The sequence below is a fragment of the Bifidobacterium sp. ESL0682 genome (assembly GCF_029392815.1).
Lineage (GTDB): Bacteria > Actinomycetota > Actinomycetes > Actinomycetales > Bifidobacteriaceae > Bifidobacterium.
Genome location: NZ_CP113942.1, coordinates 1,818,013 through 1,838,352 on the forward strand (window position 1 = coordinate 1,818,013; position 20,340 = coordinate 1,838,352).

The window sequence follows — 20,340 nt, forward strand, 5'->3', positions numbered from 1 at the left end:
TTTATCCATATCAAATCGCTCGGTTCTTAGCGCAACCCGCCTGCGAGGTACCACTGGTAATAGCCAAAGCCGGACATTAAGCTATCCGGTTCTAGCGCAGCACGCCCTCGATGAGCTTGGTGATGAGTTCCGTATAACTCACGCCAGTGGCCTCCCATGCCTTGGGGTACATCGAAATCGGCGTGAAACCGGGCATAGTGTTGATTTCGTTGACCATCACTTCGCCGCGTTTGGTGATGAACGTGTCGACACGCGAAAGCCCTGCCGCGTCGACGGCCTTGAACGCCCGAACCGCCACATCCTGCGCCCTTTTGAGCGTCTCAGCGGGCAGACTCGCCGGCACCTCGACATGCGAGGCCTCGGAGTCGGTGTATTTGCTATCGAAATCGTAGAACTGATCGTCATCTTCGGTGCGATGGTCAAGCACGACCTCGCCGGGCAAAGCCGACTTCGGCTCCTCGCCCGCCACCGGGTTGAGCACGGCGCACTCAATCTCGCGCCCGTCAATGCCCTGCTCCACCAGCACCTTCCAGTCATGGTGCGACGCCTCGAACAGCGCAGCCGCCAGTTCATCGGTGTCGCCCATGCGTTCCAGCTTGGTCACGCCGAAACTCGACCCAGCGCGTGAAGGCTTGACGAACAGCGGATAGCGCAACTTCGCCGCCTTGATGCGCTTCATCACACTTCTTCAGCACCATTGGCGAACATTTGGGAAGTGGACTTCATCCTATCGTCTGAGCCCTCAAAACCGGCAAAATCACGAGTGTCTACGATGACGCCAGGCGCTACGGGAATACCGGCCTGTGCAAGAACGACCTTGGTGAATGCCTTGTCCATGCAGGCGGCCGAAGCGAACACGCCACAGCCCACATAAGGCACGCCCATCATCTCCAGCAGGCCCTGCACCGTGCCATCCTCACCGTACGGTCCATGCAGCACGGGAAACACCGCGTCCACATAGCCCAGCGAGGTGAGCGTCCCGTCTTTTCTCGTGCATAAAAGCCGTTGTTGCCGCGCGACATATCCAGCACCACGGGCTTTACCGCGTCGTCCGCATCCGGTCCGACGACCGTCGGCATCGCGCCATCGTCCACATCGAAATCACGAGGATCAGTGCCACCCATCACCCATTCGCCGGCCTTGGTGATGCCAACGGGAATCGGCTCGAACCGCTCGGCGTCCATCGCCTTGAGCACCCCTGCCGTGGAAATGCAGGAAATCGAATGCTCGTCCGCCTTGCCGCCATACAGAACCACCACGCGCCGCTTACGCATATTTCCCTCGCTTTTACCGTAGAAATCGAATCTGAGCCCAAGCCTACACGGCACACTAAAACCAAAAAAGGGAATGAATCTCTCATTCACAAAGCCGATGCACGCCACGCCGATAAAGGCACGCTGAACTGTCACTAATGACGAGAAATACTTCTTACATGCGTTCTCCCAAGCCGCGACAAAAGACTTTATTCTTCGGAGACGTCGCCGCTGACCAGTTCGTGAAGCATTTGCTCGCAGGTGACGCCGTGCTCCAAGACGTCGTTCATCGCGCTGGCGAGCGGGGTCGGCACGCCCAGTTCGGCACCCATACGCACCACGGCTCCCGTGGTCGGCACGCCTTCGGCGACGCCGTTGCTCGCCTTGGTGGCTTCCTCGACGCTCATGCCACGGCCCAAGTTCGCGCCGAAGGTGTAGTTACGGCTCAACGGTGAACCGCAGGTAGCGATCAGATCACCAACGCCCGCAAGCCCTTGGAACGTCTTGGATTCGGCGTGCGACGCCTTGCCCAATGCGGCCAGCTCGGCCAGCCCGCGCGTCTCAATCATCGCGGCAGTGTTCTCGCCGTAGCCCGCGCCGCGCGCCATGCCAACCGCGAGCGCCACCACGTTCTTCAACGATCCGCACATCTCCACACCGATAACGTCGGTGGTGACGAATGCCTTGAAATACGAAGTCCGGCAGGCCTGTGCCACAGTTTTGGCATTGTCGATGTTTTCGCAGGCCACCACAGTCGCACTGGGCTCACGGGCGGCAACTTCCTTGCTCAGGTTCGGCCCGGAAATCGCAACAAAACGGTCTGCAGGCAAGCTGTTCAACGCCTCGCACACCACCTCGTCCATTCGCTTGCCGCTGGTGCGCTCAATACCCTTCATCAGCGAAACGACGATGGCGTCATCAGGAATCAACGACGCGAACGGTTCCAACGCCTCACGAGCATGCTGGGCAGCTATGGCGACGACAATAATCCGTGCATCTTTCACCGCTTCGGCCCTGTCGCCGGTCGCGGTCATGTTTTCTGGCAGACGTTTGACGCTTGGCAGGCGTGCACCGTTGAAGTGGCGGTCGCGAATACTCTCGACGATCTCGGGCTCGCGCCCCCACATCGTCACGTCGTTGCCCGCGTCCGCAAGCACCTGGCCGAATGCCGTGCCCCACGCACCTGCTCCGAGTACCGTCACCTTCATAATCAGCTCCTTTGCATCCGCAACTTTATCCATAGTAGTGGTAGTTATTCCATATCACCATGAATAGCGCATGCTTGCCGTCAAGAACTCAACTATTGTGCCGCGTACCGACCACCTCGTCAATTCCGGGGTGCATGTCACCTGACGCACATAGGCATCGACTGACTTCATGCCAAACGTTGACGTTCGGCTGTTTGCCACATCATTGATGCCTATTCAACGACGCGGCTTGCGGCTCATCGTCCGGAAATCCCAATAGCCTTCGGCAGGCGGCTCCTCGCCACGAATCTCGGCCATAATCGTCTCCATCCGCTCGCGGATACGCGTGGTCAATTCCGTTACCAGCTCCATCGGCGGCTCGACGCCCCATGAATCGCTGTCTTTGAGCAAATCGCCGTAATCCAGCGCATCGTCGTAGCACATCACCACATTCTTGCGCGGCCACGGCCACCAATGGTTGATGCTCGCCGCACCCCAGGTCACCGAGCAATAAAGCGGCACCTGGTAGCCAAGCCGGCGCGAAGATTCAAGCGCGATGATGCCGACGCCGCCTTTGAGACTCATCGGCCATTTGAGTGGGTCGCGCGAAAGCGTGCCTTCCGGCCAGACTGTCAGAGGGCGGCCGGAAGTGATGATGTCGATGGATTCCTTTTCGATTTCCAGCGCTTTACCGCTGCGGCGCGGCACGGGCTGCATGCCCACCAGCTGGAACCATTTACCGATGATCGGCCAGTGTGCCATTTCGGCCTTGGCCATGTAGCGCGGGCGGCGGCCCATATGGAACAGCGCATCCATGGGAACGAAAACGTCATACATCGTCACGTGCGTGGCAGCGGTGATGAACGGACCGGTTTCGGGTACATGCTCGAGCCCCCACGCGTAAACCTTGCTGTGCGCACGAAGAACCGCGGAAACGGCATCGAGCAGACGCTTGGTGCCCTTCGGGTTCTGCGCCTCGATCTCGGCGGTATTCGCCTCGCGCGGGCCGGTTGGGAAATATTGCGTCGGGTCAACCAGACGATGACGCTTGCCCAAGAGCTCGACTTGTTCCTCGCTCAACGGTTTCACGGCCGAACGCGGCGATGGTTTTCCTTTGGAAGTCATGCCACTATTGTGCCTCGGGGCGGCGAAGTGTGAACGCCGGATTCATCATTAATTCTCGGGCGGCGCAGGAGGCGCGGTTAGAGCGTCGAACTCATAATCTGTTGGTCGCATCAATCTTCAGGCGGGGCGGGAGGTGCACCGACCAGGCCAAGGCGGGTCAATGGTGAGGCAGTCAGTTGACGCAAGGCAAGTGTGAGACCGAACATCAAGCAGGCCACGCCGATGATGGCGGCCATACTCGATGCGCACGCGCCGCTTTTCGCCCAAGCCGCGCTCAACTCCAGGCCAGGATAAATCTGCCAAAGCAAGTAGGCGGCGTAGATGCAGGAGACAACGCCAAACGTAATCATCACGCTGGCGACGATTTGTATGCTCGCCGACGAGACGCGACTGCCTGGACTGTCCATGCCGGATTTGCGGGTGAAGACGAGCGTGAGCATCATGAGCCCGCCGCCGATAAGCAACGACATCAGCACGTCGGACGGCCTGTGCCAATGGCCGACGATCAAAGAGGCAGCGACAAGAATGGTGTATGCGGCGCCAAGCAGCGCCACCACCGCACGCCAGACGCGAGGCACGGCCACGAGCAGCACCAAGCAGCATCCAATGGCCAACAATGTGTGCCCCGAAGGAGCGGTGTTCTTGTGCGAAGACGCGATATTCATGAGCATCGGACGCGGCAGGAGACGTTTGAGCCATGCGGCGGCATAGGTAATCACACCGCATACGGCCATCTGGCCAACCAACCACCAGCGTTTGCGCACAACTGCGACGACAAACGCAATTACAGCCAGAGCCAGACTGATGATTACGATGACTAATCCGCTGTTCAAAGCGCGTGAAACGGCAACAAACCAGCCCGGCATGCTGCCCACGAAACCGTTCCAGACGATTTCGTCAAAGCTCTGGCCGTTCAACGTATGCACGCCAAACCAGTAGATTCCAGCAGCGAGCGCCAAGGAGACGAGTGAGAGCACCAAGGCCAGCACGCAACTGGAAATCCTTGGATGGATGGTCAACGGGTCAATCTGCGCCAGACCTTTTTCAACTTCGTCATCAGCGCCTGCATCGTTGCCGGCATTGGTTTCCGTATCAAGATCTGCGACTGCAGCAACGCCAGTGACCGCATTGGCACCAGCACCGATATAGGTGCTGGCGGCGGAAGCGCCGTCTTCCGGAATCTTGGCCATAAAGGCGCCATTATCGCCGCCAAATGCCACAAAACTCACGGGCTCTGACCCTCTCGATTCATTCTGCATTGGCTGTTCGGCAACCTGTTCCGAAACTTGGTCAAAACTTTGGACTCGAGCGGAATCATCGATTGACGACTGATCGAAATCCGGTGACGGAGTCTGGTCAGAATCCGGCACTGCGGTTTGACCGGCACCTTGCGCCGGCATCCCTTCTGGCAACGGCGACGGTTCTTGTTCCGGCGCCGCCGATGGCACGCGCGGAGGCACCGGCACCGTAATGCGCGGTTGCGCCTGCTGTTGCGACGCGGAATCAGAAGAATGATCGGTCGGCTTGACCTGTTCGCTGGAATCGTCAGTCATAGTTTCAAGTTTAGATGGCCCAGACTACGAGCATGCCCCTGCGCACATCTCAAGTCGGAATATCCACAAGTCGTGTTCAGACGCAACGGCCCCGCCAAACATAAAGGAGACCCGCCGAAGCGGGTCTCCCACAAGTCCAAACTGGGAAGCAGATATCTTCACAACTCCATCGTTGCAACGGAAGCTTTAGTAACGGCCCGTTCAACGTAATAGTCATCGAGACCTTATCCTTTTGTGGATCTGCTCTGTTCAGTTGTTCTTGTAATTCATATTATGTACTATCTGCCCTGCCGATACAAGCCGAAAAGGACGTTTGTGCGCTATTGGTAGCTAAACGTTTCCTTCCCTCTGGTAACGCACAGAAAATGTCACGTTTTGGCCCGTTCAACAAATCGATTGTGCATTTCTGTCGTTTCGCTACCCCTGCAGCGTAACCGTCAGCCAACACGAGTCGGAATTACGCACATTTGGGGCGTGTAGCAGTGGAGAAAAAATTAATTATCCACAATATCGTGAATTTTACGTTTCTTGGCTTCCATAGCTCCACCCGCATGCCTAAAGTAGGGATATGGCACAGATTTTTGACGCACCCTCGAAGGCATTGCTCCGCAGCCAGATTGCCGAGCACATCGCTGAAACAGAGAAATTCGACAAGCGCAAGGCGCTGCCGGAAGAGCAGCCCCTGCCCGAAGACCGTTACTTCGACCGCGAGCTGAGCTGGCTCAAATTCAACAAACGCGTACTCGAAATGGCGGAGGACCCCGAGGTCCCGCTGCTGGAACGCGCCAATTTTGCCGGCATTTTCGCTTCGAACCTTGATGAATACTTCATGGTGCGCGTCGCCGGCCTCAAGCGTCGTATCGACACCGGCATCGCGGTGACATCCGCCTCCGGGCTGAGCCCGCGCCAGCAACTGCGCTCAATCAGCGAAACCGCGCACGAGCTGCAGACCGAGCACGCCAACGAGGCCATCAAGCACATCCTTCCCGAACTGGCGAAGGAACACATCGTGCTGCTGAGCTGGGACAAGCTCACCAGCGCCGAGCAGGAACGCCTTTCACGCTATTACCGCCAGCAGGTCTTCCCTGTGCTGACGCCGCTTGCGTTCGACCCTGCTCACCCGTTCCCCTACATTTCCGGCGGTTCCCTGAACCTCGCCGTCCTGGTGGAGAACCCGAACAGCGGCAAGACGCATTTCGCCCGCGTCAAGGTGCCAGATAACCTGAATCGTCTCGTGCCTGTTGACGACCTGACCGACGAGGAGAGCCGCGAGGAACGCTATGGCTTCATCACCATGGAGAATCTCATCATCGCCCATCTCGAATCGCTCTTCCCCGGCATGATCATCAAGGAAGCGCGCTCGTTCCGCGTCACTCGTAACGAAGATATCGACGTCGAGGAAGATGACGCCGAGAACCTGTTGAACGCGATGGAGAAGGAACTGCTGCGTCGCCGCTTCGGACCGCCGATTCGCCTTGAGATCAGCGACGCCACCAGCCCGTTCCTCTCCCAGCTTCTCGCGCACCGTCTGCGCGTCAACGAGGAAGAGATCTACCGTCTGCCTGCGCCGCTCGACATGAAGCTCATGTTCGAGTTGCAGAACATCGATCGACCGGACCTCAAGAACAAGCCGTTCATTCCAACGACCAACCGGCAGATTGCCACAGTTGAATCGAGCCGTGCACAAGACATCTTCGCCGCCATTCGCGAGCACGATATCCTGCTGCACCATCCCTACGATTCGTTCTCCACTTCGGTACAGGCCTTCCTCGCACAGGCTGCCGCCGACCCGAAGGTGCTGGCCATCAAGCAGACGTTGTACCGCACCTCCAGCAATTCGCCGATCATCGACGCGCTGGTCGATGCCGCACACGCCGGCAAGCAGGTCTTGGCGCTGGTCGAGATCAAGGCACGATTCGATGAGGACGCCAACATCGCGTGGGCCCGCAAGCTCGAGCGCGCCGGCGTTCACGTCGTCTACGGCATCGTGGGCCTGAAGACCCACTGCAAGCTTTCTCTGGTCGTGCGCCAGGAAGCCGACGGCCTGCGCCGCTACTGCCACGTTGTTGGCGGGCAACTACAACCCGAAGACCGCCCGCCAGTACACCGATCTTGGCCTGCTGACCTGCGACCCGGTGGTCGGGCAGGATCTGACGCGCCTGTTCAACCAGCTTTCCGGCTACGCACCGCGCTCCAGCTTCCATCGACTCCTGGTCGCGCCGCGCACCGCACGCAGCGGCATCATCCAGCGCATTCGGCGTGAAGAGGATGCGGCACGCGCCGGACAAGAAGCCTGGATCAAGATCAAGGTCAACTCCATCGTCGACGAAAAGACCATCGATACGCTGTACCGTGCCAGCCAAGCCGGTGTAAAGATTGACATCGTCGTGCGAGGCATCTGCACCTTGAAGCCAGGAGTTCCCGGCTTGAGCGAGAACATCCGTGTTCACTCCATTCTTGGTCGCTTCCTAGAGCACAGCCGTATCTATGCCTTCGCAAATAGCGCAGGACCGCAGATTGGCGAGGGACCGGCAACAGGACCGGAGGTCTGGATTGGTTCGGCAGATCTGATGCACCGCAACCTCGACCGTCGTGTGGAGGCTCTGGTGCGCATCACCGACCCCGAGGAAATCGCTTCGCTGATCGATTACGTCGACTTGCAGATGGCCGATACCACCTCGTCCTGGCACATGCAGCCAGACGGCACCTATATCCGCCATTCGCACGACAAGGACGGCAAGCCTCTGATCGATTGCCAGGAACTGTTGATCAAGACCCATCAACGTGGTCGCAAATAGCGATCGACAGGCGGTATAGCGATGACTTCCGAGCTGAAACCAACACATATCGTCGAGGCGGCAGGGGGCATCCCCTACCGTTGGATCGCTGCGGGCAAAACCACGAATGTCGATGAACGAGCCGTAAAGGCGAACAAATTCGCCGAAGCTCGAGCGACGCATGCCACCAGCAAGCGCAAACGTCATAAGCATAAATTGCCATTGACGCCAGCCGAAATCCACTTCCGCGCCATCATCACCCAGCTGGAAGTCTGCTTGGTGCATCGTCCGAAGTATGACGATTGGAGCTGGCCAAAGGGCAAGCTCGAGGAACACGAATCGAGTCGCCACGCGGCAGTACGTGAGATGGAAGAGGAAACCGGCGTTCCCGTGGCGTTAGGGCCAACCATCGGCGAAGTCGAGTATCCGCTGAATGCCGAGGGCAAGAATTCGAAGCGCAGCAAAACCGCTGCGAAAACCGGCACCATCTACACCAAGCATGTTGCCTATTGGATGGCTCACCCCATTTCGGCCGAAGCAGCACAACGCCGAGAACAGGCCATCGGCCCTATTTTGCCTGCGAAAACCAGCGAAATCGACGAAGTCCGATGGCTCACCATTCCCCAGGCTCGCAAGCTGTTGTCGCATTCGCACGATCGCGATATCCTCGACCAGTTCGTCGATCGCATTCAGGAAGGCGCACTCAATGCGCAGAAACTGATCATCGTACGCCACAGCAAAGCGGTTGCCCGCAAACATTGGAACGGCACCGACGCGAACCGCCCCATCATCCCCCGCGGCGCGTCAGCAAGCTTTGCGCTGGACCAGGAACTGGGATGCTATGCCCCTGAGAAGCTCACTTCCTCACCCTGGCTTCGCTGCCTGGAGACTCTGGAACCTTATGCTTGGCATACGGGACTTGAAGTCACCACGTTGCCACCACTGACCGAAGACGCTTTTGCGGCTGATCCGGATGCGGCATGGCAATGCGTTCGCGATGTCATTGATGATTTGTTTGCCGAAACCGACGGCACATCCGTGGCGAAAAACGCCGTACAAGTGGCGACCAAGGCCGTGGTCAAAATCAGCGATAATGTCAAGCAAACCGCTGATATGAATCACGGTAAATCCGAAAGCGACCATGCCGACGCTGCAAACGGCGCCGATGGAAAAGATGACAAGGCCGAAAGCAAACAGGCAACGGACACCGCATCTAGCAACGATTTAGGCACTAGCGCGAATCAATCCGATACCGTTTCTTCTACACCGGAAATGCCGAAACAATATAGCCGAGCCACGGCAATCTGTATGCATCGACCGGTCATCGGTGGCATCTTCGAGCATCTGCGCGCTATGTGCGCCTCGAAGTCGCTGGCCAAACAGCTTATCGCAAAGTCACCTTACATGCCTACAGGCAATGCCGTAGCATTGTTCGTTGTCCCAGACGCGGAAGGCCCGCGCATCATCGATATTCAAAGAATGGCTCCAGTTGTCTACTAACTCAGTGCATTACAGTTCCGGTTCCGTCAATTCCGCCCATCCCGGCTTCACGCCCACCCGAACCGGTTCCTCGCGTCCGGCCCGTCCGGCTCAGCTTGACCCGGCATTGACCGAGAAAATGGCCGGCGGCATGGATCCTGAGGAGATCAATGAGATGAGCCATGCTTCCGCCCAGGCCATGCTTGACCGCGTGCAGCACACGCAGGATCCGGAAATCGTGCAGCGCGTGCTGACACTGGTCGACCGCGAAGGCGTCGATATCATCGCGGAACTGTGGAGCAAATCGGAGCCCGATTCCCTGCCCGGCATTCTTTGGAGGCTGTACCTCCTGCGCACGTGGATGCGCAAGAACCAGCGTTCGCTGGCCAGCCTGTACCGCATCGCCGAGCCGGAGGACACTGCGGCTTCGGCCATCGCCGGCGTCGACACTCCGCCAAGTTCCGACGATATTGTGCGGACTGCGGACTCCATTCTTTCCGGTGCCTTCACCGGTGATTTCGCCATTGCGCTTGAACGCGCCTCGGCGTTCATTGACATCATCGCCAAAGGTCTCGCCATCCGCGCGAAAATGCTGACCAACAAGGCTCGCAAGATAGAAGCGGCAGAGGCAGCCCGCCGTGAAGCACACCTGCGGGAACTGCAGCGAGAAGTCGAGGCGGCAGAGGCAGCCGAAGCAGCACAGCGAGTCGCCGACGAGGCTAGTGATGCCAACGGAACCAATCCCGGCAATGATGGCGACGGCACCAATACGACGAATCGCAACGATAATCGCCATGGCCATGATGCCGATTACGGCGAAAGCGACCGTAACAGCACTGCCGCCAATCGTTACAATTCAGCACTGAACGACGCCGATGCACGGTACCGTGCCGGCAAAGGCCCGGCGAGCTCGGCCGGCCCGGCATCCAACGATCCACGAACCGTTGCTGCCCGACTGCTGCACACCGGCAGCAACCTGATGACCACCTCCGCCGATTTCCGCCACGGGGCGAGTCTCTGGCGTCAAGGCAAACTCGAGTAATCTGACAAGTTTCGTCGGTCACACCCGCACTTTACGCGCTCGGCGTGTAAACGTAGGCCAACCCGTTATACTTGGGATACACGCTGGACCGCGCTTAAGCCCCGGGCTTCATTTTTTGCCGCTGCGAGCGGCGTTCGCGCCGACAGGCGCTTTCACGGTTCAGCGTTTTACTTTTCTTTTTCAAAAAATCATGAATCATGTAACGTATCCACGTTTCCGATTTTCAAAAAACCACGGCTGGGCATATCCTAGAAGTATGCAACTTCAAGTTTTGGATCACCCGCTGGTCGAGCATAAGCTCACCGTTCTGCGGGATAAGAACACACCCTCCAACATCTTCCGCGAACTCGTCAGCGAGCTCGTCACCCTCGAAGCCTACGAAGCGACGCGCAACCTCGACATCGTCGACAAAGACATCGAGACCCCGATCTGCAAGATGACCGGCAAGCACCTCGCCTCCCCGCGTCCGATAGTGGTGCCGATTCTGCGTGCAGGTCTCGGCATGCTCGACGGCATGACCAAGCTCCTGCCGACAGCCGAAGTCGGCTTCCTCGGCATGAAGCGCGACGAAAACACGCTCGACATCATCACCTACGCGAACCGTCTGCCTGAAGATCTCACCGGCCGTCAGGTCTTCCTGCTCGACCCGATGCTCGCCACCGGCGGCACCACGATTGCTGCAACGCACTATCTCATCGAGCGCGGCGCGAAGGACATCACTTCCATCAACATCATCGCTGCCCCCGAAGGCCTCAAGCGCGTCGAGGAGACACTCGACCCGAGCATCAACCTCAAGGTTGTGGTCTGCGGCGTCGACGAGAAGCTCAACGAGCACGGCTATATCGTCCCCGGTCTCGGCGACGCGGGCGACCGTCTCTACGGCCTCATCGACTGAGTCGGTTTAGCTCCAAACATTTAAAAGGTGCTTCCTGATTGCATTCAGGAAGCACCTTTTATTTATATTTTCGAACCGTCGTCAAAAAGCCATAACCGACAACCTCAATGACACTGAAACTACTTGCCTTTGGCGGCTTTCTTGGCCTTCCGACCTTTGAAGTAGATGTCGAAAACAATCCAGACGCTCAGGATGAAGGCGATGACGTAGCCCATAAAACCAACGACGGGAATGCCGAAAACGATGGGTTTCATGCCGGCATAATACACAATGGACGAGCCGACGAACAGCCCGACCACGATCAGCGCCATCGTCAGACGATTGATCATGTCAGAAACCTGCTTCAGCGGCTCTTCGCTGCCGACCAGTTCCATGTTCATCCGCAGCTGGCCGCGCGTCAGCATACGCATCGCAACCTTGCTCTCCGCCAGCGCATCGAGCGAGCCATGCAACGCCTTGTTACCTTCAATGGCCAGTGTTTTGGCCTCGTTTTTGGCTGCCTCGTCCAGACGCTGGCTGGTTTTGACGTGATTGGTGATGATTTCTATCATGTTGACGTCGGGGATGAATTCGTCAAGCAGGCCTTCGAGCGTGACTAGCGCACGACTCATCGTGGTGATTGTCGAAGGCACTTCGATGCCGTGACGTTGCGCCAGATTGGTCAGGGCCAAGGCGAATTCAGCGATGTTGAGGTCGGCTAGATCGACCTTGCCGTATTCCTCGACGATGACATCCAAATCGCTCAACAGCGTCGGATAGTCCTCAGCATCGGGCTGAACGTCGGCAAAACGCAACAGCCCATCGGCGAGCGCTGGCGAATCCTGAGCGCCGACCGCGAAAATCATCTGCCGCAACACCTGCCGCGTCTTGCGATCAAGCCGGCCAATCATGCCCAAATCGATCAGGACGATTTTGCCGCCGGAAATGATGACGTTGCCCGGATGCGGATCGGCATGGAAGAAGCCGTTGTCAAGAATCTGCGCAGCATAGTTGTCAACCAGCTTGGTGCCGATTTCCTTGAGATCGTAGCCGGCCGCGATGAGTTTGTCGGTGTGATTCAGCGAAATTCCCTCGACGTAATCCATCACCACCACGTGCTGTGTGCACAAATCCATATACGGCTTCGGGCAGTCCATATAGCGGTACGAGGCGCAGAATCGCTTGAACTCCGCGAGATGCTTCGCCTCCATGAGGAAGTCCGTTTCATCCTCGAAAGTGTCCCAGAGCTCTTCGACCACACCGCCCAGGTCGACCACCTGCATGCTGGAACCCATGAATTTCGTGGCCGCTTTGGCAATCGAACGCATGATGGAAACGTCCTGCGCCATGGTCTGCCGCACACCAGGCCGTTGCACTTTCACTGCCACGTCCTCGCCGGTGACCAACGTCGCGCGATGCACCTGGGCCAGCGAAGCGGAACCCAACGGTTTGGGATCGATGTTCGCAAAGATCTCGTCCACCGGACGCCCGTATTCCTGCTCCAGCGTCTCGACGACAATCTGGTAAGGCATTGGATCGGCATCCGCACGCAGCTTCGCAAGCTCGTCGCAATATTGCTGCGGCAAAATCTCCGAACGCATCGAAAGCATCTGCCCAACCTTGACGAACGTGGGGCCAAGCGCCTCGAGCATCAGCCTCATCTTGCGCGGCGTAAGCCCCTTGGTGATGTCGAACTGACCCATGATGCGCGTGATCTGGCCAAGTCGCTTGACTTTGCCGCGCCGGGTCAGGTGATAACGCTGCGCAAACGATTCGCGCTTACGTCCAAATAGACTGATTTCACCGGTATCTTCGGCGGATTTGGCAGTGCTGCCAACGCTCGCAGCTGTTTCAGTATTTACAGCATTCTCAGCACTTAAGCCCGGAACAGCACTATCGCCTTTGGAAGCGTTGTCTGACACACCTGCCTTTAAGCCCGCATTGGAAGAGGCCGCATCCGACACCGATGCAGTTTCGGCCTTATTGTTGTCATCCACCGTCTCTTTTTGGGCATAGTCACCCTTCAAAGCGGCATTGCGCACTGTATCGGCCATTGTCACCTGAAATCAAATCAACGAGCGTTACGTCTTACTCGGCTTTGTTGCCGCTTTCATCGGACTTGTCGGCAGCCGTCTTGTCGGAGCTCTTCTCGTCCTTGACAGCCTCCGACTTCATGTCGTCCTTGACTTCCTGAGCCTTGTGCTTGAGCTCGGTGTTGAGCGTCTTGCCCTGCTCCACCGTCAGCTCGCCCTTCTTAACCAGTTCGTCGACGATTTCCTGCCCCTTTTCAGCGGTAGTCGCCAGCGCTCCGATGCCTGCCAGAAATACGGTGCGCAGCCCGTCACCCAGTTTGTAATCAGCCATGATTGCTCCTTTTCAACCGAGGTAATACCTATACCATTGATTCTAGCCCATTTGACCGGCAATGGCTTCCCTGACATAACAAAACGAAACAATTTTGCCGAACCCATCATCCAGTCAATAATCAGCAGACAAAACCGCAACAAACCAGGCAAAACAAAGCAACGGAATAACTACGGCTTCGCCGCCACCTATCATCGCGCCGCAGCCGTGGTGCCTCGCATCATGAGAATAGGTCGCACGACGGCATGAGGTTCATCCGGCTGACCTCCCCTCATCAGCTCCAGCATCTTTCGCGCCGCCAGCCTTGCCATCTCCACAGGATTCTGATGAATCGTCGTCAAACCGACCACCGAAGCCAAATCGTTGTCATCAAAGCCAATGACCGACATGTCCTCGGGAACACGAATACCAAAATGCCTCAGCTTCGCTATCAATGGAACCGCGAAACCATCAGTCTCTACACAAATGGCCGTAGGCCTCGGGTACAGTGAAAGCAACTGCGCAACCGCGGCCTCAAGGGCATCTTCCTTGGAACGATAGTCACTCGCCTTGCCCAAGCTGAGATTGTGCACCTCATCGTCGGCAAAGCCTTGTTCCAAAGCCGCCTTGATGAACGTATCGGCACGTAGCTGGGAGCTCAGCTGCAGATCGCCCGGAGCAGGCCAACCGACGAACGCAATATGACGATGGCCCATGTTCTTCAGCAAACCAACAGCATCGATCATGGCCTGCCCGTCATCCAAAAGCACCGAAGCGTCAAACCCGTCAATAGTGCGGGAATCCAGCCCTACCGAGGGGATGGAAAGCTGTTTGAGAATGTTGGACTGGGCAGCATTGAGATTGATCGACCCGACCATAATCCCGTCGACGTTTCCGTTTGACGGCAACCTGTCGAAAAACCCATCGAGACGTTCGGAAGTGCCGGCAAGACTCGGCACCACGTCGTATCCCGCAGGGGAAAGAATCTCATACGCTCCCTGCAGCACCGACGAATCGAACCAGGTGTTGAGCGAATCCGCCAGCAACAGCGAGACGCGCATGGTCTTACCGCTCGCCAGTGAGGACGCATTGCGTGAGAACTGGAAGTGCAAGCGCTTTGACGCTTCCTGGACCTTGCGCCTGGTGGAATCATCCACGCGGTCCAAGCCCCTTAAGGCACGAGAGACCGTCGAGTCCGACACACCGGCCTCAAGCGCGACATCATGAATGGTAACTCTGCTCACAATCATGCCTTTCCAAACGCTTTTATTCCCGACCACAACATCTAATATCTTACAACCAATGCCCTCACCTGCGGCATTCCGGCTATAGAACAACATATCAAGCGCGTTCCAATGCGTCACGCCGGAACGTCGTCAGTAGACAGATGAATTACATTTGACAACTTTTGTGCAAGCGCTATTATTAACAATGTCGGTTTTCTTAAAAGGATTCTGAGATTATTTTTAGCAGGCGAATCATGCGCTTTTACAAAAACGATCCGACTCCGCAAAGAAGCTTTTGATCAAACCGACGTTGGACAACTCAACGAGGATAAGGAACAAGGAGGTCGCAGTGTCAAACAATACGTTCAATCTGGCATTTGACAAGCATGTACCAAAGATTAACCTACCGGTTTCAGAACAGCGCAAGCGGTGGTTCAAGGAGTTCATGAAGCCGTTCATCATCAGTGTGCTGCTCTACAGCTTCATGTATTTCGTGCGCGATGATTTCAAGGCGGCGCAGCCTTTGCTCAAGTCGCAGCTGCACATGACGACGACCGACCTCGGCCTTATCGGCACCGGCTTCTCTCTGGCGTATGGCATCGGCAAGATTGTTGTCGGCTACTTCGTCACCGACAAGGACAACAAGAAGGCCGCCTCCATCATGCTGATGGGTGCATCGCTGATCGTAGCCTGCTTCGGTTTCCTGCTGACCTTCAACAACATGCCCATCGGCTGGCTGCTCGCCTTCTGGGCTGTCAACGGACTCTTCCAGTGCGGAGCTGGCCCCTGCTGCTCCGGCGTCATCATGAACTGGACCACCAAGAAGAACTACGGCCGTTATTACGGCATCTGGAGCGCCTCCCACAATATCGGCGGCGGCCTCGCTGGCATGTTCTCGCTCTGGTGCGCCAACACCTTCTTCCACGGCAAAGTGGCGGGCATGTTCATTGCCCCGGCCATCGTTGCGTTCATTGTGGGCATCATCTGCTTCACCGTCGGCAAGAACCGCCCCGAAGACCTCGGCTGGGAATCCGCTGAGACGATCTTCGGCGAACCCGCCAAGGAAGAGGATGTCTCCTCCGAAGGTGAATCTACTTGGACCATCTTCTGCAAGTATCTGTTGAAGAACCCGCTGGTCTGGCTGCTCTGCTTCTCCGACGTCTTCGCCTACATCATGCGCACCGGCGTTGATAACTGGTCGTCCCTGCGACTCACCGAGCAGCTCGGCTTCAGCACTGAGGTCGGCGCTCAGGCCATCTTCTACTTCGGTCTCGGTTCCATGATCGGCTGCATCACCTGGGGAGCCGTCTCCGACGCCCTCAAGGGTCGCCCTGCACTGGTTTCCCTGATCTGCCTCGCCGCCGTGAACATCCCGATGGTCTTCTACCAGAAGGGCACCACGCCCACCGCAGTACTGATCGCCATCTTCTTCGTCGGTCTCTTCGCATTCGGTCCGCAGGTGCTCATCGGTATCTCCCTGCTCAACCAGGTCCCCAAGAAGGCTTCGGCACTGGCCGGCGGCCTACTCGGTGCGTTCGCCTATCTGCTCGGTGACTCCACCGCCAAGGCGCTGCTCGCCAAGATCGCCGACTCCTCGGCTAAGGGCATCAACCTCTTTGGCCATGTGCTGCATGGCTGGGGCGACACCTTCACCGTAATCTACGTGGCCATCGCCTGCGCATTCGTCATCCAGCTGATCGTCGCCATCGCTGAGGAGCGCAAGATCCGCGCCCGCAAGTCTGAGGTCGCGGCACAATGAGCGACACGAACAGCACTGCTCCGGTAACGATCTACCTAGCCCGCCATACCAAGACCACATCCAATGCGATGGGGCTGATGCAGGGCTGGTCAGACTTCCCGGTCACCCGTGAGGGACGCGAGATCATCCGCTGCTTCGGCCGCGGTTTGAAGGGCATCACCTTTACGGCCGCTTGGTGCGGCACTTTGCAGCGCCACTACGAGACAGCCCGCGGAGCTCTTGACTATTCAGGGAACGAATCAGTATCCATCACCCGCGACCCGGATCTGCGTGAGGACAACTTCGGCAGTTTTGAAGGACGCGACATCGCAGCTTCCACCCAGGCCGCGATGGACGAGCTGGGATACGCCTCGATGCAAGCCGGCCTTGACGCCATCGGCACCAAGGCGAATCTGGACTTGCAGGATGCCCTGTATGCTCTCGACCAGCGCAACGTGCTGAACACCGACTTGGACGCTGAAGACCGAGCCGAAAGCTCGCAACAGGTTCAGGATCGCATGATGCGTGCCATGACCCGCATCGGCCAGTCTGCGGAACAGCAGGGCGGAGGGAACGTGCTGGTTGTCAGCTCGGGCCTGAGCCTGCGCCAGTTCCTTTACCGCGTGGACCCGGAGGCAGACTTGTCCGATCAGGGCAACACCGCCACCACCAAACTGAGCTACGCCGATGGACGTTTCACCATCGTCGGCCCGGTAGGTTCCACGGAATATTACGAGCGGGGACGGCAATAGCTTTCACCTCGCCAGAAGGTGGCCGGCGGCAATGACAGTTGTTCCTGCCGGCCACCCCGTATGCAAGTCCGTATTCGGGACCACACACCAATTTGTGGTTTCGAATACGGACTTGCACATGGCCATTCACGGTTCCATAACTTCATATTGAGATCAGACAGCAAGGAGCACCATGTCACACATCGACAACGCACCGCAACCATCCGCCCATGCCAACGGCTCTACCCCAGCCGACCTGTGGTGGAAGCAAGCGGTGGTCTACCAGATCTACCCCCGCAGCTTCAAGGATTCCACTGGTTCCGGCTTGGGCGACCTCAAAGGCATCACCAGCAAGATGGGCTATCTGAAAGAACTCGGCGTGGACGCGGTATGGCTCTCGCCGTTCTACCCTTCCGAGCTGGCCGACGGCGGCTATGACGTGCAGGATTACCGCAACGTCGATCCGCGTCTGGGCACCATGGACGATTTCGACGACATGGTTGCGGCGGCCCATGAGGCCGGCATCAAGGTGGTTGTCGACATCGTGCCGAACCACTCCTCCCGTCTGCATCCCTGGTTCCAGGAAGCCCTCAATTCTGAGCCGGGTTCCGACGCGCGTAACCGCTATATCTTCCGCGACGGCAAAGGCCCAAACGGCGACGAGCCGCCGACCAAGTGGATCGCCAACTTCGGCGGTTCGGCATGGACCCGCGTGCCTGACGGCCAGTGGTACCTGCACTTGTTCGCCAAGGAACAGCCGGACTTCAACTGGGACAATCGTGAGGTGCGCGACGACTTCCTGAAGACTCTGAAATTCTGGTGCGACCACGGCACCGACGGCTTCCGCGTGGATGTGGCCGAAGGCCTGGCCAAAGACCTTGACCGCGACGATCTCGACAACTATGACGTCGACGCGATGCACATAACCGTCGAAGATGGCACGCACCCGGTCTATGACCGCGACGAAGTGCACGAGATCTTCCGCGAATGGCGCAGCGAGGTCTTCGACAAGTACACACCAGCCCGTTTCGCGGTCGGCGAGGCCTGGGTGCCGGCTTCCCGTCAATATCTCTATGCCCGTCCTGATGAACTCGGCCAGGTCTTCAACTTCAAGTTCGCCGAGTGCAACTGGCTGCGCGACGAGATGCACGAGGCCATCGAGGACGGCATCGCTTCTGCCGCACGTACCAACGGCTCCACCTCCACTTGGGTGATGGGCAACCACGATGTGCCCCGCAGCGCCTCGCGTTACGCTCTTCCACAAATCAAGACCGACAATGGCCTCTACCATGCCGTGGCCAATGACTGGCTGCTGCGCAACGGCTCCACTTATCATGAGAATCGCGAACTGGGTACCAAGCGCGCCCGTGCCGCGGTGATGCTGGAAATGGCACTGCCGGGTTCGGCATACGTCTACCAAGGCGAAGAACTCGGACTCTTCGAAGTTCCCGATATCCCGTGGGACGAACTCGAGGACCCGTGGGCCTTCGGCACTCGCCGCGACCTGACCAAGAAGGGACGCGACGGCTGCCGCGTGCCACTGCCTTGGCAGTCAAGCGCAAGCACCTTCGGCTTCTCCCCTGAGCAGCAGGCCGACGGCAGCAACGCCGAGAAGCCCCATCTGCCGCAGCCCGCATGGTTCTCCGACTATGCCGTGGACAGCGAGGAAGCCGATGACGATTCGATGCTGGCGCATTATCGCCGCGTGTTGAAGCTACGCCACGAGCTGCAGACTCCAGACACCTCCCTGACCTGGCTTGATGACTATGACAGCCAGTCCAATCTCCATGACGGAGCTGACGGCAATCTGGGCGGCTCCATCGCCTATCGTCGTGCCAACGGCTGGGCAAACATCACCAACTTCAGTGCTGAGCCGATGGCCCTGCCCGAAGGTGAAGTGCTGCTGAGCTCCAGCCCGCTCACCGATGACGGCAAGCTGCCGCAGGACACCTCCGCGTGGATGCGTCTGCAATAAAGCCGATTTACTTCTTATAAGTGCGTATTCTTTGCCCCTACCCTTTGAGGGACAAAGAAACGGAAGCCGGGTTCCTTGTACTTCATGGAATCCAGCTTCCGCGTTTTCAGCCTTCTTCTTTACTTCGTTTAGCGCCATCCCCCAATAAAAGACAACTTCTAATGGCACATCTTATGGCTGAATTCCTGCTCTATGCGCGTATAGCAGGTAAACGCCATGCGTCCGGGCCTCGATATGCCTATGCGAAATGCACAGACAATCCTCTCATCTTGGGCGAGAAATGGCTACGTCACGCGCATTGGCGGCAAGCTCGTCGATGTGGGCGAGCTCGGCCTTTTGAGCGGCACTTTGCTGCGGCTCGAATTCGCCGTAGCGGTGGACGGCGGCGGCGCGGATGAGGAAATCGGAGACCTTTGGGTTCTTGGGCAGCAGCGGGCCGTGCATGTAGGTGCCGATGACGTTGTGGACGATGGCGCCTTCGGTGCGGTCTTCGCCGTTGTTGCCCCAGCCCTCGTGGTCGACGTGGCCAAACGGTTGCACGCCTTCGCGCAGGAAGGTCTGGCCGGAATGATTCTCGTAGCCGATGATGTCACCGAACTGGTCGGAATGTTCCAAGAGGTTGCCGATCATACGCGTTTCGCGGCCCTCGGTGTAGACACCGAAAACGCCGATACCGTCGAGTTTAGTGCCGTCGATGGTCTCGAAATACTCGCCGAAGAGCTGGTACATGCCACAGATCATAAGCATCGGCACGTCCTCTTGTGCGAGCCGACGCAGGATGTCCGCACGCTTGAAGAAGTCTTCAGAAATCTTCTTCTGTCCGTTATCTTGCCCGCCGCCGCCGAGAATCATGTCGACATGCTCCGGCCATAGGTCGCCTGTTGTAGGTATGGATGACCGGTTCGTAGCCGTAAAGCGCAAGCCGACGCTTGATGGTGAGCACATTGCCCCAGTCACCATAGATGTTCATATCCTTGGGATAAATGGACATCACGTCGATGGGACGGGCGGCCACTGGAGATTGCATATTACCGTTG

General features: G+C 57.8%; 11 protein-coding genes and 4 pseudogenes. 7 read left to right on the forward strand and 8 right to left on the reverse strand.

Annotated features, from left to right (window positions below; all coding sequences use genetic code 11):
- Nucleotides 1–91 precede the first annotated feature (91 nt).
- The 4 genes and pseudogenes from OZX57_RS07570 to OZX57_RS07585 all read right to left on the reverse strand — a co-directional run bounded on the left by OZX57_RS07570 (nucleotide 92) and on the right by OZX57_RS07585 (nucleotide 5,118).
- Nucleotides 92–1,274: pseudogene (locus OZX57_RS07570) on the reverse strand (D-alanine--D-alanine ligase family protein).
- A 188-nt stretch (nucleotides 1,275–1,462) separates the two neighbouring features.
- Entirely contained in the window at nucleotides 1,463–2,461 is a 999-nt protein-coding gene (locus tag OZX57_RS07575) for an NAD(P)H-dependent glycerol-3-phosphate dehydrogenase (RefSeq protein ID WP_277162043.1), read from the reverse strand.
- A gap of 216 nt (nucleotides 2,462–2,677) precedes the next feature.
- Complete coding sequence (locus OZX57_RS07580) at nucleotides 2,678–3,565, reverse strand: lysophospholipid acyltransferase family protein (protein ID WP_277162044.1); 888 nt, start codon at nucleotides 3,563–3,565, stop codon at nucleotides 2,678–2,680.
- A gap of 110 nt (nucleotides 3,566–3,675) precedes the next feature.
- Nucleotides 3,676–5,118 carry a phosphatase PAP2 family protein gene (locus OZX57_RS07585; RefSeq protein WP_277162045.1) on the reverse strand — a complete coding sequence of 481 codons (1,443 nt, stop codon included), beginning with the start codon at nucleotides 5,116–5,118 and terminating at the stop codon, nucleotides 3,676–3,678.
- Nucleotides 5,119–5,686: 568 nt separating this feature from the next.
- On the opposite strand from OZX57_RS07585, the pseudogene OZX57_RS07590 reads away from it, so the two are divergent.
- The 4 genes and pseudogenes from OZX57_RS07590 to upp all read left to right on the forward strand — a co-directional run bounded on the left by OZX57_RS07590 (nucleotide 5,687) and on the right by upp (nucleotide 11,311).
- Nucleotides 5,687–7,916: pseudogene (locus OZX57_RS07590) on the forward strand (RNA degradosome polyphosphate kinase).
- Nucleotides 7,917–7,937: 21 nt separating this feature from the next.
- Nucleotides 7,938–9,395 carry an NUDIX hydrolase gene (locus OZX57_RS07595; RefSeq protein WP_277162046.1) on the forward strand — a complete coding sequence of 486 codons (1,458 nt, stop codon included), beginning with the start codon at nucleotides 7,938–7,940 and terminating at the stop codon, nucleotides 9,393–9,395.
- A gap of 4 nt (nucleotides 9,396–9,399) precedes the next feature.
- Nucleotides 9,400–9,981: pseudogene (locus OZX57_RS07600) on the forward strand (hypothetical protein); the annotation flags it as partial.
- Nucleotides 9,982–10,672: 691 nt separating this feature from the next.
- Entirely contained in the window at nucleotides 10,673–11,311 is a 639-nt protein-coding gene (upp, locus tag OZX57_RS07605; RefSeq protein ID WP_277162047.1) for a uracil phosphoribosyltransferase, read from the forward strand.
- A 119-nt stretch (nucleotides 11,312–11,430) separates the two neighbouring features.
- Here the strand turns inward: upp and OZX57_RS07610 are convergent, their stop codons facing one another.
- From OZX57_RS07610 to OZX57_RS07620, 3 genes are all read right to left on the reverse strand, one after another.
- Nucleotides 11,431–13,344 carry an AarF/UbiB family protein gene (locus OZX57_RS07610; protein WP_277162048.1) on the reverse strand — a complete coding sequence of 638 codons (1,914 nt, stop codon included), beginning with the start codon at nucleotides 13,342–13,344 and terminating at the stop codon, nucleotides 11,431–11,433.
- A gap of 34 nt (nucleotides 13,345–13,378) precedes the next feature.
- Complete coding sequence (locus OZX57_RS07615) at nucleotides 13,379–13,654, reverse strand: phasin family protein (protein WP_277162049.1); 276 nt, start codon at nucleotides 13,652–13,654, stop codon at nucleotides 13,379–13,381.
- 191 nt (nucleotides 13,655–13,845) lie between these two features.
- A complete protein-coding gene (locus tag OZX57_RS07620; protein WP_277162050.1) occupies nucleotides 13,846–14,877 on the reverse strand; it encodes a LacI family DNA-binding transcriptional regulator in 1,032 nt (343 codons plus the stop codon).
- Nucleotides 14,878–15,208: 331 nt separating this feature from the next.
- On the opposite strand from OZX57_RS07620, the gene uhpT reads away from it, so the two are divergent.
- From uhpT to OZX57_RS07635, 3 genes are all read left to right on the forward strand, one after another.
- Nucleotides 15,209–16,618, forward strand: a complete 1,410-nt coding sequence (uhpT, locus tag OZX57_RS07625; protein ID WP_277162051.1) for a hexose-6-phosphate:phosphate antiporter — start codon at nucleotides 15,209–15,211, stop codon at nucleotides 16,616–16,618.
- Complete coding sequence (locus OZX57_RS07630) at nucleotides 16,615–17,349, forward strand: histidine phosphatase family protein (protein ID WP_277162052.1); 735 nt, start codon at nucleotides 16,615–16,617, stop codon at nucleotides 17,347–17,349. The genes uhpT and OZX57_RS07630 overlap by 4 nt, the downstream gene beginning before the upstream one ends.
- A gap of 172 nt (nucleotides 17,350–17,521) precedes the next feature.
- The gene (locus OZX57_RS07635) at nucleotides 17,522–19,303 is read left to right on the forward strand and encodes a glycoside hydrolase family 13 protein (protein WP_277162053.1); all 1,782 of its coding nucleotides are present in this window, start codon (nucleotides 17,522–17,524) and stop codon (nucleotides 19,301–19,303) included.
- A 264-nt stretch (nucleotides 19,304–19,567) separates the two neighbouring features.
- Here OZX57_RS07635 and OZX57_RS07640 read toward each other — a convergent pair.
- Nucleotides 19,568–20,330 (reverse strand): annotated as a pseudogene (locus OZX57_RS07640) (glutamine amidotransferase).
- Between the last annotated feature and the right edge of the window lie 10 nt (nucleotides 20,331–20,340).

Bases quoted from the DNA above. Each gene is read 5' to 3' on its own strand.
- OZX57_RS07585 (WP_277162045.1), bottom strand. From the start codon at position 5,118: ATGACTGACGATTCCAGCGAACAGGTCAAGCCGACCGATCATTCTTCT.
- OZX57_RS07630 (WP_277162052.1), top strand. From the start codon at position 16,615: ATGAGCGACACGAACAGCACTGCTCCGGTAACGATCTACCTAGCCCGC.
- OZX57_RS07575 (WP_277162043.1), bottom strand. From the start codon at position 2,461: ATGAAGGTGACGGTACTCGGAGCAGGTGCGTGGGGCACGGCATTCGGC.
- OZX57_RS07610 (WP_277162048.1), bottom strand. From the start codon at position 13,344: ATGGCCGATACAGTGCGCAATGCCGCTTTGAAGGGTGACTATGCCCAA.
- OZX57_RS07635 (WP_277162053.1), top strand. From the start codon at position 17,522: ATGTCACACATCGACAACGCACCGCAACCATCCGCCCATGCCAACGGC.
- upp (WP_277162047.1), top strand. From the start codon at position 10,673: ATGCAACTTCAAGTTTTGGATCACCCGCTGGTCGAGCATAAGCTCACC.
- OZX57_RS07615 (WP_277162049.1), bottom strand. From the start codon at position 13,654: ATGGCTGATTACAAACTGGGTGACGGGCTGCGCACCGTATTTCTGGCA.
- OZX57_RS07580 (WP_277162044.1), bottom strand. From the start codon at position 3,565: ATGACTTCCAAAGGAAAACCATCGCCGCGTTCGGCCGTGAAACCGTTG.
- OZX57_RS07595 (WP_277162046.1), top strand. From the start codon at position 7,938: ATGACTTCCGAGCTGAAACCAACACATATCGTCGAGGCGGCAGGGGGC.